This is a genomic window from Aquiflexum sp. TKW24L (assembly GCF_023502205.1).
Classification (GTDB): domain Bacteria; phylum Bacteroidota; class Bacteroidia; order Cytophagales; family Cyclobacteriaceae; genus Cognataquiflexum.
In genome coordinates this window covers 244,050-258,646 of the sequence record NZ_JAMFLG010000001.1, presented here as the reverse complement: position 1 = coordinate 258,646, position 14,597 = coordinate 244,050, and the positions used below count along the sequence as shown (strand labels likewise).

10 protein-coding genes are annotated in these 14,597 nt (G+C 41.9%); all 10 read left to right on the top strand.

The window, feature by feature from the left end; translation table 11 throughout:
• Positions 1-11: 11 nt before the first annotated feature.
• The 10 genes from M3O96_RS00985 (at position 12) to M3O96_RS00940 (ending at position 14,220) form a co-directional block, all read left to right on the top strand.
• A complete protein-coding gene (locus M3O96_RS00985; protein ID WP_249717817.1) occupies positions 12-1,151 on the top strand; it encodes an FIST signal transduction protein in 1,140 nt (379 codons plus the stop codon).
• On the top strand, positions 1,152-2,195 hold the full coding sequence (locus M3O96_RS00980; protein ID WP_249717813.1) for a sensor histidine kinase: 1,044 nt from the start codon (positions 1,152-1,154) through the stop codon (positions 2,193-2,195). It begins immediately after the preceding gene.
• A complete protein-coding gene (locus tag M3O96_RS00975; RefSeq protein WP_249717809.1) occupies positions 2,192-4,357 on the top strand; it encodes a sensor histidine kinase in 2,166 nt (721 codons plus the stop codon). Before M3O96_RS00980 ends, M3O96_RS00975 begins: the two co-directional genes overlap by 4 nt.
• On the top strand, positions 4,354-6,372 hold the full coding sequence (locus M3O96_RS00970; protein WP_249717807.1) for an ATP-binding protein: 2,019 nt from the start codon (positions 4,354-4,356) through the stop codon (positions 6,370-6,372). The genes M3O96_RS00975 and M3O96_RS00970 overlap by 4 nt, the downstream gene beginning before the upstream one ends.
• A 68-nt stretch (positions 6,373-6,440) precedes the next feature.
• Positions 6,441-8,636, top strand: coding sequence for a tetratricopeptide repeat-containing sensor histidine kinase (locus M3O96_RS00965; protein WP_249717806.1), 2,196 nt, complete (start codon positions 6,441-6,443; stop codon positions 8,634-8,636).
• 14 nt (positions 8,637-8,650) lie between these two features.
• Complete coding sequence (locus M3O96_RS22000; RefSeq protein WP_283773931.1) at positions 8,651-10,735, top strand: ATP-binding protein; 2,085 nt, start codon at positions 8,651-8,653, stop codon at positions 10,733-10,735.
• A gap of 21 nt (positions 10,736-10,756) precedes the next feature.
• Positions 10,757-10,897 carry a hypothetical protein gene (locus tag M3O96_RS00955; protein WP_249717796.1) on the top strand — a complete coding sequence of 47 codons (141 nt, stop codon included), beginning with the start codon at positions 10,757-10,759 and terminating at the stop codon, positions 10,895-10,897.
• Positions 10,898-10,900: 3 nt separating this feature from the next.
• Positions 10,901-11,797 carry a PDDEXK nuclease domain-containing protein gene (locus tag M3O96_RS22095; protein ID WP_349630827.1) on the top strand — a complete coding sequence of 299 codons (897 nt, stop codon included), beginning with the start codon at positions 10,901-10,903 and terminating at the stop codon, positions 11,795-11,797.
• 19 nt (positions 11,798-11,816) lie between these two features.
• Entirely contained in the window at positions 11,817-12,008 is a 192-nt protein-coding gene (locus M3O96_RS00945; RefSeq protein ID WP_249717790.1) for an ATP-binding protein, read from the top strand.
• 607 nt (positions 12,009-12,615) lie between these two features.
• Entirely contained in the window at positions 12,616-14,220 is a 1,605-nt protein-coding gene (locus tag M3O96_RS00940) for a cation:proton antiporter domain-containing protein (protein WP_249717783.1), read from the top strand.
• The last annotated feature ends 377 nt before the right edge of the window (positions 14,221-14,597 follow it).

Sequence of the window (14,597 nt, the reverse complement as noted above, 5' to 3'; positions counted from 1 at the left end):
ACACTGAACCCATGATAGCGAAATCAATTAAAGGAACATCACCGGAAGAAATTAAATCAGCATTGCAAGCCAGTTTGGCGGATGGATTTAAACCCACCCTCGCCATCGCTTTTGTTTCTGTCAAACAAGACCGCAATGCCATCTGCCAGGTATTGGACGAAGCTGGCTTGGCCATTTTTGGGGCTACTACGAATGGAGGTTTTATGGATGACCAGGTAGTATTAGGAGAAGCAGCGATCATGCTTTTGGACATGAATCCAGCACATTTCCAAATCTATTTTGAGGAATACCCACAAAAGAATTACCGTGAAGTGGCCGCTGGCATCGCAAAGAAATCATTGCAGCATTTTTCCAATCCTGCATTTCTAATAATAGGCAGCCATTTGGAAACGGATGCAGAGCAATTGCTTTTTGGTTTTGAAGACGTCATTGGCAAGCAGGTGAATATTTATGGTGGAATGGCTGGAGATGATTTCTCTTTTATGCATCAATATGTTTTTACCAATGATAAACAATCCAACAGAGGTATGACCGTGTTGGCGATTGATGAGAATAAAATCAAAATAAAGGGTAGGGCTACCTGCGGTTGGAAAGCAGTGGGCACGGAACGAACTGTCACAAAGAGTGAAGGCAACCATGTGTACACCGTAGATGATATTCCGGTATTGGACCTTACGATCAAGTATGGAGGAATTGAAAATGCCACACCGGAGAATGGAGGATTCTCTATCGAGGTGGCTGCGGCATTTCCATTGCAGTTGCAACGGGAAGCCGGGGACCCCGTAATGCGGCCCGGTCTGATGGTAGACTGGAATGACCATTCCTTTTATTGCAGCGGATCGGTGCCCCAAGGTTCCAAAGTGCGCTTTTCACTGCCTCCGGATTTTGATGTGATTGATAAAGTAATTAAAGCCTGCGAAGATTTGAAGGCAGAAGAAATCGCGGAAGCGGATGCATTGGTTATTTTCAGTTGCGCAGGCAGATTCATCACCCTGGGGCCTTTGATTGGGGATGAAATTGAAGGCATGCGCAACGTGTGGGATGTACCGATGGTAGGCATGTTCAGCAATGCAGAGCTTGCACGGGCAACAGGGGGAAATCTGGAGATGCATAATCTCACCACCTGTTGTGTGGTGCTAAAAGAAAAATAAATGAACAGACACCTCCAGCATATTCTCGACACACTACTTCAGATTGAAGCCATCTCTGATGAGCAAAAATCTTCTCTCAATAAATCCCTCAAGGATGCGGATAAAGAGTTGACCATTTTGGAATTCAAACTGGACCGAACTGAAAAGGTAAAACGCACTACTGCCATTTTACTCGAAGAAACAATTGAGGAGCTTGAACTGAAAAGGAAAGCCATTGAAGAAACCAATTCGGCACTTCAAAGATCTTTGGAGGAACTCAAATCCACCCAAGCCCAACTTGTCCAGCAGGAAAAGCTCGCCTCACTCGGTCAGCTGACGGCAGGCATTGCCCACGAGATCAAAAATCCGCTGAATTTTGTCAATAACTTCTCGGAGGTGTCCATCGAGATTATCGAAGAAACCTTGGAAGAGTTCGAGAAGCAAGAAGCGAGAGACGAAACGCTTATACAGGAAAACCTAGAGGATATCAAATCAAACCTCCAAAAAGTCCACGAACACGGTACCCGTGCCAACAGTATCGTGACCTCCATGTTGCAGCATTCCAGGGAAGGAACCGGTAAAAAAGAACCAACAGACCTCAATGCCCTGATCCAAGAGTATGCCAACCTGAGTTTTCATGGAATGCGGGCGGGAAAAAATCCCATCGATGTGGAGATTATCTTGGATTTGGATCCCGAGGTAAAGGAAGTGTCCCTAGTCAAAGAAGACTTTTCCAGAGTAATCATCAACCTGTGCAACAATGCTTTTGATGCGATGAAGTCCGTAAAGACGCTGCATGCTGCGTCTCTAAGAGTACGCACCCAAAAGCGGGGAGATACAATAACCATCGAAGTCTCCGACAACGGCCCCGGCATCCCTGACGAAATCAAAGACAAAATCCTCCAACCATTCTTCACCACCAAAAAAGGAACCGAGGGAACGGGACTTGGACTGAGTATTACGCATGATATTGTAAAGGCACATGGGGGGGAGTTGAAGATTGAAAGTATGTCAAATCAGGGGGCAACTTTTTTTATTTCACTTCCAAAAAACGATGTCTTATGAGAAGGTTCATGATTTTTCTTCTTGTTATTCTGGCTTACACTTTTAACAGTTTTGCCCAACAAGATGCGATTGTTTTATCGGAAGATATGTTTAAGTCCCATCAACGGATTTTTTTAGCTCCCCTGGATGGCTGGATTTTCAAAAAAGGCCATGATTCTAATTGGGCAAACCCGGAGTTGGATATCAGTGGATGGGAATCGATGAATCCATCAAAATTGAGTCCTGATATGGAAGATGAAAATGGAAGATTAGAAGGCTGGTTTCGGATTAAGATCAGGTTAGATGAGTCATTTGAAAACATCCCTTTGGCAATCTCCAGGGAACTTTGGGCAGCAATGAATGTGTACCTGGATGGAAAATTGATCCATTCCTTTGGAGACACGGGCAATCCCTATCAGGCATATAATCCCATCCTCAAGTATCCGCTTCCGATTGATCTGGAAGTTGGAAAAGAGCATATGCTCGCTCTTCATTTTGTGGATTACGAGAGCACTTTTACCCAAAGGGAAATCAGACTGAAACCTGAAAACCTGCAGAATTTAATCAACCTCACCGGACCGGAATATGTAGCATGGGTCACCCGAAATATTAAACAGACCCATATTTATGTTACCCTTTGCATTGCAGTATCCTTCCTGCTTTTTTTCCTCTATTGGTTTTTGGTGTATCTCAATCCTGACCAGAAAATTTTCCAGCTCATTGCAGGATTTAGCACGGTAGCTTTGATCGGTTCCCTGGTTATATTTGGCCATACTTTTTTTGAAATATCCTATAGCTTGGAAAAAATCCGATTCGCTTTTTTTATCACTTTTCAGGCTATTTTGACCATTTTTGCATTGTTTATCTTGGAGTGGGTACTCACCCAAAGGATTTCAAAGACCTCTTGGATGATATTGGGGGTTCTATTGGTCACTAACATTTTTGCCCACATCTTTTCGATTTCTTTTCCTTTCGGCATCTTCTTCCTATTGATGTTGGTGCATTTTGGAAAAATATTCTATACCCATTTCAGGAACATCACAGGAGCCAAATGGGCTATTTTGGCAGGAGCTATTGTACCCACCACAGCCATTATAATTTACATTATGCTACATAAGTACAACCTTGACTTGTACAATGAATATGATAAATTTCTACTTTCCCTCAACATCCTGAGTCCTCCCTTGTTTCTATTGGCCTATATCTCAGTCCGCTTCCGGGAAATCCTTCAGGCAGTTCGGGAGGAAAGCCAAAAACTTCTGCAAGTCACAGAAGAGAAAAGAGAAATCCTGGCCAACCAGAATATGGTCTTGGAAAAACAAGTAGAAGAAAGAACCGAAGAACTTAAAAAATCGCTCGAACACCTAAAATCCACCCAAGCCCAACTCATCCAATCTGAAAAGATGGCTTCCCTCGGCGAACTCACAGCAGGCATTGCCCATGAGATACAAAACCCTTTGAACTTCGTGAATAATTTTTCGGAAGTGAGTACGGAACTGTTGGATGAAATGAATGAAGAACTCGATAAAGGAGATATTGAAGAGGCTAAGTTTATTTCAAAGGATATCAAGGAAAACCTAATTAAGATCAATCACCACGGGAAGCGGGCTGATGCCATTGTCAAAGGAATGCTCGAGCATAGCCGTGTTGGCAAGGGGGAGAAAGCGCCGACGGACATCAATGCCTTGGCTGATGAATACCTGCGTCTTTCTTATCATGGATTAAGGGCGAAGGACAAAAGCTTCTCAGCGGACTTTGCCACAGCCTTTGACCCGAATCTGCCAAAGGTTAATGTGGTGGCATCTGACATTGGGCGGGTATTATTGAACCTGATCAACAATGCTTTTTATGCTTGTAGCCAACCCTCCAAGGCCCACGATAGCTATCGGGGCGAACCCTTGGAGAGTTTCAAACCTATGGTCACCATCACTTCAAAAAACCTCGGAGACAAAATAGAAATTAAAGTTTCCGACAACGGCCCCGGCATCCCATCCTCCATCAAATCCAAAATCTTCCAACCATTCTTCACCACCAAACCTACAGGACAGGGGACAGGTTTGGGATTATCCTTATCTTATGATATTGTGAAAGCGCATGGGGGGGAGTTGAGGGTGGAGACGAAGGAAGGGAAAGGGAGTGAGTTTATAATTATATTGATGGTTTCTAAAAATCCTGGAATATGAAGATCCTTTTTATTTTTCTAATACTGATTATTTCTTGTGGTTCCGCATTCGCTCAGATGGAGACATTCAAGGATGCTGAAAGATTAATTCAGGAACTTTCGCAGGCTAAGACGGATACTGCTAGGATTGTATTGAAAAGTAGGTTAAGTGAGGCATACAGAAGCAATAATCCGGACACCTCTCTTATTCTTGCCAATCAGGCACTATTACATGCAAGGGAGTTAGATTTTAAAAAAGGCGAAATAATGGCACTGAATGTTCTGAGTGTGCTGTACAGGGAAAAAGGAGACTTGCCCTATGCATTACAACTGGGGCTTCAGGGATTAAAAATTGCAGAAAAAGAACAGCTTACTGATCTGTGGGTTGCTAGTTTGATCCGGGTGGGCAATGTATATCTCAGTGTTGGGGATTTTTTAAAAGCACTACCTTATTTCCAAAAAGCCGATAATCTTATAAAGAAAAACTATGATGATTTTCCAAGGTGGGTTACGCAATATTTTATAGCAGAAATTACCATACAATTAGATCAATTGGATTCTGCAGAAAAGCGATTAGAAATACTTGAGGAAACGTATGGTTTTATACCTAATAGGTTACGAGGAGATTTAGCATCGAAAAGAGGAGAGCCTAATCAAGCCATAATATATTTCCAAAAAAGCATGAAGGAGGCAATGGCCGCAAATTCGATTAGAGAAGCATCTACTTCCAGTAACGCAATTGCCCAGATTTTCAAGGAGCTTGACCAGCCTGATTCAGCCATTTATTATGCAAAACTGGGATTGGAATTCGGAATAGAACTTTCCTATACCAACAGGATACTCACAGCAAGCAGTTTATTGGCGGAGCTATATGCTGAAGAAAATCCAGAAGAAGCGGTTAGGTATTATCAGATGGCTTCGGCAGCAAAAGACAGTTTGTATGGAGCACAGAAATTCCAGAGGCTTCAGGCTGCTACAATGGAAGAACAGGAAAGACAAACCGAAATTGAAGCGGCGGCAATCGAATACCGAAATAATATAAAGCAACGTGGCTTGATCGGAGGGGTCGCCTTATTTCTAATTGTAGCCGTGGTTCTTTACAGAAACAACCGTCAAAAACAAAAAGCGAACACAGTTCTACAGGAACAAAAACAAAAAGTTGAAAGCACTTTACATAAATTAAAAGCCACCCAAGCCCAACTCATCCAATCCGAAAAGATGGCCTCCCTCGGTGAACTCACTGCCGGCATTGCCCATGAGATACAGAACCCCCTGAATTTTGTCAATAATTTTTCTGAAGTGAGTACGGAACTATTGGATGAAATGAATGAAGAGCTCGATAAAGGAGATATTGAAGAGGCTAAATTTATTTCAAAAGATATCAAGCAAAACCTCGAAAAGATCAACTATCACGGCAAGCGGGCGGATGCCATCGTGAAAGGCATGCTCGAGCATAGCAAAACCGGCTCTGGTGTAAAAGAACTGACCGATCTCAACGCTTTGGCAGATGAATTTTTTCGGCTGAGCTACCAATCATTTTTAGCGAAAGATCCCAATTTCAAAGTTGAGTTACAGACAAACCTGGATCCCGATCTTCCGAAGATTTCAGTCATTCCCCAAGACATCGGTAAGGTCCTGCTCAACTTATACAGCAATGCTTTTTACGCCTGTGCTGAGCGGAGTCGAAGTACAGTTAACGAAAAAGCAAAATCTACCCCCAAACCCTCCCGAAATATCGGGACAGGCTCTCAAAGTGGAGAAGGCTACAAACCAGAGGTGATTGTCAAAACTACGGCAACCAAGTCCCCTTCAGGGGATTTAGGGGTCGAAATCTCCGTCCAAGACAACGGCCCCGGCATCCCCGAATCTATCAAAGACAAAATCTTCCAGCCCTTCTTCACCACCAAACCCACAGGGCAGGGAACGGGATTGGGATTATCACTATCTTATGATATCGTGAAGGCGCATGGTGGAGAGATAATAGTGTCGTCAAATACAGGAGAAGGAACAGAATTTAAAATACAAATACCTATTTAAAACATTCCTATGGAAGTAAAGCCCATAATTAAAGAATCTATAGCTCTGGTGTTTACCTAATTTCCCCTATGAAAATTAATATTATCCTGTTTTTCTTGATAATGACCGTGAATGTGGGAATGGCCCAAACAAAGGAAACGGACAGTTTGAAACTGTTGATTACAGATTTGAAGAAGAATCCATCCTTCGAAAAAGACACGACCTATATCAAAACCCTGAGTGAGTTGGGATTCCGACTACTCTACGTCAACCCTGACAGTACAAGTCTGCTTGCAGATCAGACGATCGCGCTTTCTAGGGAAATTAATTATTCAAAAGGAATGGTCGATGGGCTCAAGAACCGTGGTGCAGTCATAAATATCCAAGGAAATTACATGCAAGCACTTGAAGTCTTTGAGGAAGCTTTTCAGCTTACCGAAAAGAATAGCTACCCCAAAGGTGCAGCAGAAGTATTTCAAAACAAGGGTATGGTGTATTTCAATCTTGGGAAATATCCTGAAGCCTTGGATAACTTTTATGCCGCGCTGAAAATAAGAGAAGAAATAGCGGACAGCAAGGGCATCGCCTCCTCCACAAATGGTATAGGGACCATTTATTACATGCAGGGAAAATATTCTGAGGCGCTGGAATTTTACCTCCTGGCATTGACAATTGCTGAAAAATTTAACTTTAAAACCGGAATAGAAGCTTTCGCAGCAAATATCGGAGAGGTGATGATCCAACTCAATCGTAATGAGGAGGCGCTTGAATATTTATTAAAATCTGAGGAAGTGACCGCACTCACCGGCAACAAGGAAACGATGTCTTTCATCCAACTTTTGCTGGGTACAGCCTACCTGCAACAAGGTAACTATGAAGAGTCCATTAAGTCCTTCAAGCTTTGCAATCAGTTGGCAGAAGAAATCAAGAGTCAGGAGTATCTGGGTAGAAGTTATTTGGGATTGGCCCGTGTTCACCTAGCTGAAGGAAATACCGAAAGCGCTTTGATGTATGGCCAACAACTGGTAAATCTGGCAACCCAAGTTAAATACAATGAGCTTTTGAGAGATGGAAATGAACTCCTGAGTAAAATCCATGAAACACGGGGAAGGGATAAGCTGTCACTTTTTCACTTCAAGCTTTTTAAGCAGTATGCAGATAGCATCAACAATCAAGAAACAGAAAGGCAGGCTGCCAACCTTGCAGCAGCATATGAATATGAAAAAAGGGAACTGATTCTAAAGGCAGAACGAGATCAAAAAGAGCTTGAATTTCAGGAAAAAACCAATCGTCAACGCTGGATAATATTTTCCATTATCGCAGCTTTAATTTCAACGGTGATTATTGCCTTGGTTATTTATCGGAGCCGACAAAAAGAAAAGTCAACGAATCAACTCCTCCATTTCAAAAACGAAGAAATCCTACTTCAAAAGCATGGACTTGAAGAAGCTTTGGCCAATCTCAAATCCACCCAAGCCCAACTCATCCAATCCGAAAAAATGGCAAGTCTTGGCGAACTTACTGCCGGCATCGCCCATGAGATTCAGAACCCGTTGAATTTTGTGAATAACTTCTCTGAAGTGAGCAGTGAAATGATAGGAGAAATAGAGGAGGAGAGAAGCAAGAGCCAAGAAGCGAGAGATGAGACTTTGGTCGGGGAAATACTTGGAGATATCAAGCAAAATCTGGAAAAAATAACCCACCACGGCAAGCGGGCGGATGCGATAGTAAAAGGAATGCTCGAGCATAGCCGCGCAGGCAAGGGGGAAAAAGCACCCACGGATATCAATGCCTTAGCTGATGAATACCTGCGTCTTTCTTATCATGGATTAAGGGCGAAGGACAAAAGCTTCACGGCGGACTTCAAAACAGACTTTGATCCCAAGCTCCCAAAAGTAAATGTGGTGGCATCGGATATGGGCCGGGTATTATTGAACCTGATCAACAATGCTTTTTACGCTTGTGCTGAGCGTAGTCGAAGTGCTGTCAATGAAGAAAGTAAAAAAGGCGAAGAGGGTTATTCACCCAAAGTCTTGGTAAGATCTCGGCAGGAAAACGGGAAAGTATTGATTTCGGTGCAGGACAACGGCAACGGCATTCCGCAAAAAATACTTGATAAAATCTTCCAGCCATTCTTCACCACCAAACCCACAGGACAGGGCACAGGATTGGGATTATCCTTATCTTATGACATTGTAAAGGCGCATGGGGGGGAGTTGAAAGTGGAAACAAAAGAAGGGGAAGGTTCAGTATTTCAAATTCTCTTGCCTATTACTCATTTTTGATTTGTTCAAAACATATGAAATTATTTACAACACTATTGCTTACACTGTTTATTTCGGTCTCATCCTATGCCCAACAATCCAGGATTGACAGCCTAAAGAATGCACTTAATACTGCTACCCACGACTCCATCAGGTTAAGGTCAATTACTGACATTTACCAATACTATGAGGGATTTAATTATGACTCCGTACTATTTTATGCGGATAAGGGTTTATCTCTTGCTCGAAAAAGTAAGCAGTCATTACACGAAGGACGTTTTCTGGTAGTTAAGGCAAACACATTAGTGCAAAAAGGAGAATATGCTGAAGCACTGAAAAATTTATTACAAGCATTCGAAATTTTGCAAAACCCCGATTCCGAAAAATATGCGTTTGGTTTGGGCAAATTAACATCTGCTGAATTTAAATTAGCAAGATTGGATTTTGCCTATCAGACGTATGGGCAATTAATGGAAGAAACAGGAAATACGGAACAGGCCATTTTTCATTATAAAGAAAGTATAAGGATAGCGTCATTAATTAAAGATTATTTTAGAATAGCTAGTGTTTCGTCTTTAATTGCAAGGCAGTATCTTGATGCAAGCCAGCTTGATTCTGTGGAAGTATATGCACAGAAGTCCGTGAAGCTTTTCGAACAGATCAATAGTGGAGGGAAGACATTTCCTATCCTTTACTTGGCCCGTAAGAACTTTAAGGCGAAAAATGACGAATTGGGGAGAGAATACCTCTATAAAGCACTGCAAGTTGCTACTGAATATAAGGCAACTACCAGGCAAATGTTGTTATGGATATATAGCGATTTATCCTCGGTACATCAGAATAATGGGGTTAAAGATTCTTCCCTTTACTATGCCAAAAAAGCATACGAAGTAGGTTCTGAGCCAGGATTGATAAATTCAAAATGGTTTAGGGACGGAGGCGTTTACGAGGACTTATACAAAGCATATTTGCTCAACAATCAACCAGATAGTGTTTTAAAATACCAAGGGCTTACCCTCACTACAATAGATGCGTGGAATAAAGAAAAATACAAGAACCTAGCCACCTTTCAGAGTTTGTTACTTAGCGAAGCCGCTCGTTTGCGGGAATTGGAAAAGCAGCAAATAGAAACACAATCAAAAATCAGGACGTATGGTTTTCTTGCAGCACTTGCTTTTCTTTCCATCATCGGTTTAATTCTTTACAGCAACAATCGACAAAAACAAAAAGCAAATGCGCTGCTCCAACGTCAAAAAGACGAAATCAACGACCAACGGCAACAGTTGCAAGTTTCCCTCGAAAACCTCAAATCCACCCAAGCCCAACTTATCCAATCAGAAAAAATGGCAAGCCTTGGTGAACTCACCGCCGGCATCGCCCATGAGATCCAGAACCCGTTGAACTTTGTGAATAACTTTAGTGAGGTGAGTGCGGAGTTGGTTGATGAGATTCAAGACATAAGACGCAAGACACAAGACAAGGCAACATCGAGTGAAGAGGATGAGATTCTGGAGGATATAAAGCAGAACTTAGAGAAGATCAACCACCACGGCAAGCGGGCTGACGCCATCGTCAAAGGTATGCTTGAACATAGCCGTGCAGGCAAAGGAGAAAAAGCGCCGACAGATCTCAATGCCTTGGCTGATGAATACCTGCGTCTCTCTTATCATGGATTGAGGGCGAAGGACAAAAGCTTCACGGCTGACTTTGCCACAGACTTTGATCCCAACCTGCCAAAGGTTAATGTGGTGGCATCGGATATCGGCCGGGTGTTATTAAACCTGATCAACAATGCTTTTTACGCTTGTGCTGAGCGTAGTCGAAGTGCTGTCAATGAAGAAAGTAAAAAAGGCGAAGAGGGTTATTCACCCAAAGTCTTGGTAAGATCTCGGCAGGAAAACGGGAAAGTATTGATTTCGGTGCAGGACAACGGCAACGGCATTCCGCAAAAAATACTTGATAAAATCTTCCAGCCATTCTTCACCACCAAACCTACAGGGCAGGGCACAGGATTGGGCTTGTCATTGAGTTATGATATTGTGAAAGGGCATGGGGGGACGATTGAGGTGGAGAGTGTTGAGGGAGAAGGAACGACGTTTGTGGTGCGGTTGCCTATTTAGTATTCGTTAAAAAACAAAAAAATGTCAGAATTTAAATCGAATGACGCCAACGAAAAGCCCCAAGAATATCAAAACTTGTTGGGCAAAATTTCCGAAACTTATACAATTGGACAAGTAAAAGCAGTACAAGCTGTCAATATTCAGTTATTGGAATCCTATTGACAAATAGGTGAGCACATTGTAGAGTTTGAACAAGGGGGTAACGCTAGGGCTGAATATGGAAAAGCATTGATAAGTAATTTGGCCAAAGACCGTTCGCTACTGCATGGCAAGGGGTTTAGTCGTAGCAACTTGGTGTATATGAGGATTTTATATCTTCGCTACCCAATAAGTCAGAAGCCTTCTCACCAATTGAGTTGGTCGCATTTTGTCGAATTGTTGAAAATTGAAGATGATTTGGAACGAAAATTTTATGAAATTCAGAGCATTTCCGAAAAATGGTCGGTTCCTCAACTCAAAAGGCAAAAAAACACTGCTCTTTTTCAACGATTAGCTTTGAGTAAAAACAAGGAAGAAATTTTACAATTATCGGCACAAGGGCAAGAAATCTCAAAGCCGAGCGATGTAATAAGAGACCCCTACGTTTTTGAGTTTTTGAAAATCCCCGAAGGGCAATTACCCTCTGAATTGGAATTAGAAAACCTACTTTGCAACAACCTACAACAGTTTTTATTAGAATTGGGAAAAGGCTTTACTTATGCCGGCCGGCAATACCGCATGACCATCAATAACAAACACTATAGGGTCGACCTTGTTTTTTACCACCGCATACTTCGCTGCTTTGTATTAATCGATTTGAAAATAAACGAAGTACAGCATGATGATATTGGCCAAATGAATATGTATCTCGGCTATTTTGCCCACGAAGAAAATACAGAAAGTGATAATCCGCCTGTTGGTATTATTCTTTCAAAAGATAAAGATGAATTGCTGGTAGAATATGCTACCTATGGTATGAACAGCCAATTATTTGTAAGCCAATACCAATTATACTTGCCCGATAAAAACGATTTGATAACACTTGTAAACAATACACTGCAAAGTGAAGAAAGCGGAGACTAAGAAACTAAAAGATAATTGAATGAGAATACTTTATAAAATCTTCCAAACCTTCTTCACCACCATCCCGATAGCTATCGGGACAACCGGGCAGGGAACGGGATTGGGATTATCACTATCTTATAATATCGTAAAGGCGCATGGGGGGGAGATTAAGGTGGATTCTAAACCTAGTTTAGGAACAACTTTTATTATTCTTTTACCCATTCACTAATATTGCTCATGGAATTCCCATAATATTTCCTTGGGTTTTTGTTGCTTTTTTTTGGCTTGGAACCTCTTCAATTCTTCATGCCTAGTCCATCTTCGAGCAAATCGGACGGCTACTTATTATTACCTACCCGACTGAGGAATATAGGGGAGATCTAATCGTATTCTCCGTAAACCAGAGTGAGGGAGGCTGATTTAAGAGGGCTGCACTAATGCCCCCAAAAGTGCCTACAACCTTGGCCCAACACGTCAGTCTAGCCATAGCTCCGTTAAGTTAAAGTTTACCTTCCTTTACTGCTTCGGACACCTCCCCCTATATTTTGACCGTGTTTATACCGTGTTTTCACCGTGTTGGAGGTGAGGGGTGGCTAGAGGTTCCCTGTGATGCATTCAGGTTATCTTCCGTTTTAAATGAAAGCATAGCCACCGATAATCCATGACCAACAGGTAAGTAACTGCTTATATTTAGTTCTGCAGAATCCCCGTTATTGCCTGCGTAATTTTGTTATTTGTCAACAAGACGGTTTCCTCCAAAATAGAACCGGCATCTCCGGATGGCCATTTGGTTTGATGCCGGGAAAGTTATTAATTGTGCAAAAATCTCGTTCCCTATGGATATCTATCCCTTCTACCACGATGCAATTTGGCTTGCATCAGCATTTATTTGTGGGGTGCTTGCGAAGCGGATCGGCCTTCCGCCACTGGTTGGATTCTTAATCGCGGGTTTTCTAATCAATTTTTCAGGTCTTCAGGAGGGAAACATCAATAGCGGCATTGAGGCGCTGGCAGATATCGGCGTGATGATTTTACTCTTCACTATCGGCCTTAAGCTGAAGCTCAAAGAGCTCTTCAGGCCTGAAATCCTGGTCTCGGCTACCTTGCACATGGTCCTTATCATATTGGGCATGTCGGGTATGATTACGCTATTGATGTACTTCGGAATCAGCATTTTCTCAGACCTGAGTATGGAAAGTACGCTGATGTTGAGTTTTGCCTTGAGCTTTTCCAGTACAGTCTTCGTGGTAAAAACCCTCGAAGCCCGCGGGGAGATGGCTTCATACCACGGCAGGATTGCAATTGGAATTCTGGTGATACAGGATATTTTCGCTGTTCTTTTTATTGCTTTTTCCGATAAAAAAATCCCTTCACTTTGGATTTTGGCACTGCCCATAGTTTTATGGCTTCTACACAAAATACTGAGTCGGCTGCTTCATCAAATGGAACATGGAGAATTGTTTTCATTTTTCGGGTTCTTCGCAATTTTTGTAGCAGGAGCAATGAGTTTTAACCTGGTAGGCTTGAAGGCTGATTTAGGAGCTTTGGTAATAGGTATGCTACTTGTCAACCATCCAAGGGTGGATGAACTGTATAGCCGTATGACTGAGTACAAAGATTTTTTTCTAATTGCGTTTTTTATAAATGTAGGAATGGTGGGATTGCCGAGTTTTTCCACATTCGGTGTGGCCATGATTCTTTTGCCATTTGCCTTACTCAAAGGGGGGCTTTTTTTGTTAATTCTATCTAGGTTTTCACTTCAGCCACGCACCGCATTTCTCAGTGCCTTGGGCCTAACCAATTTCAGTGAGTTTGGGCTTATCGTAGGCATTGTGGGTCTTCAGGTTGGTTTACTCACTAATGAATGGGTCGTGGCAATGGCGATATTAATGTCCTTGTCATTTGTATTGGCAGCACCGCTCAATGTTCACTCTCATGCCATTTTTGACAGGTTTAAGGGTTTTATTTTGAAGCTCAACAGGAATAAGGAAAGTGTGGATTGCGAACCACTTAGCTTCGGAAATGCTGAAGTTCTGGTGGTTGGACTCGGGAGTGTCGGAATGCCCACCTTCCATTCACTTCAGAATATTCACGGTGATAAGGTACTTGGTCTTGATTTTAATCCTGAGTTGGTTGCAGCGGTTCAGCACTCTGGACACAACGCTTTGTGGGCGGATGTCACTGACAGTGAGCTGTGGGATAATGTGGATTGTAAAAACATCAAAGCTGTTTTTATGACCGTTGCCGATTTCAATGCAAACATCCAAACCATTACAGAAATAGACCGAATAAAAGACCGACCATTCAAAATTTTTGCACTGAGCAGGTATTCAGACCAAGCAGAAAAGTACAGGTCGATGGGTGTGGACTACGTTTTCGAATACAAGGAGAACTTGGGATATGATTTTGTGTCAAACACAATGAATAAACATAGTATTTAGTTTAAATCATTTACCGGAAAAGAGCCTTTGAGAAGTTTTTCTAATAGGTAAATTATCATAATGAATTTAGGTACGGTCTGAAATTCTTAATCAAAATAAAGCCCTAAAGGATTAATGTACTTTATAAGTTTTAACACCACCTTCTTGTTGCCGTGGGATTTAGCATGAATTGTTTTTGTAAACAAGGAAAACATGATATCCATCAAAAAATTTGGTTTTTAAGTCTAAAAAAATTGACCGGAAAATGATTTATTCTGAGTTTAAGAACAGAAATAAAATTTTTATAAATAAATGGATATGTTATTTGGGAAGTAAAAATTAAATAAAATAGTTAAATTTTTTAGTGGTTTTATTTTATCTTTTTTCTAGTCTGGAAA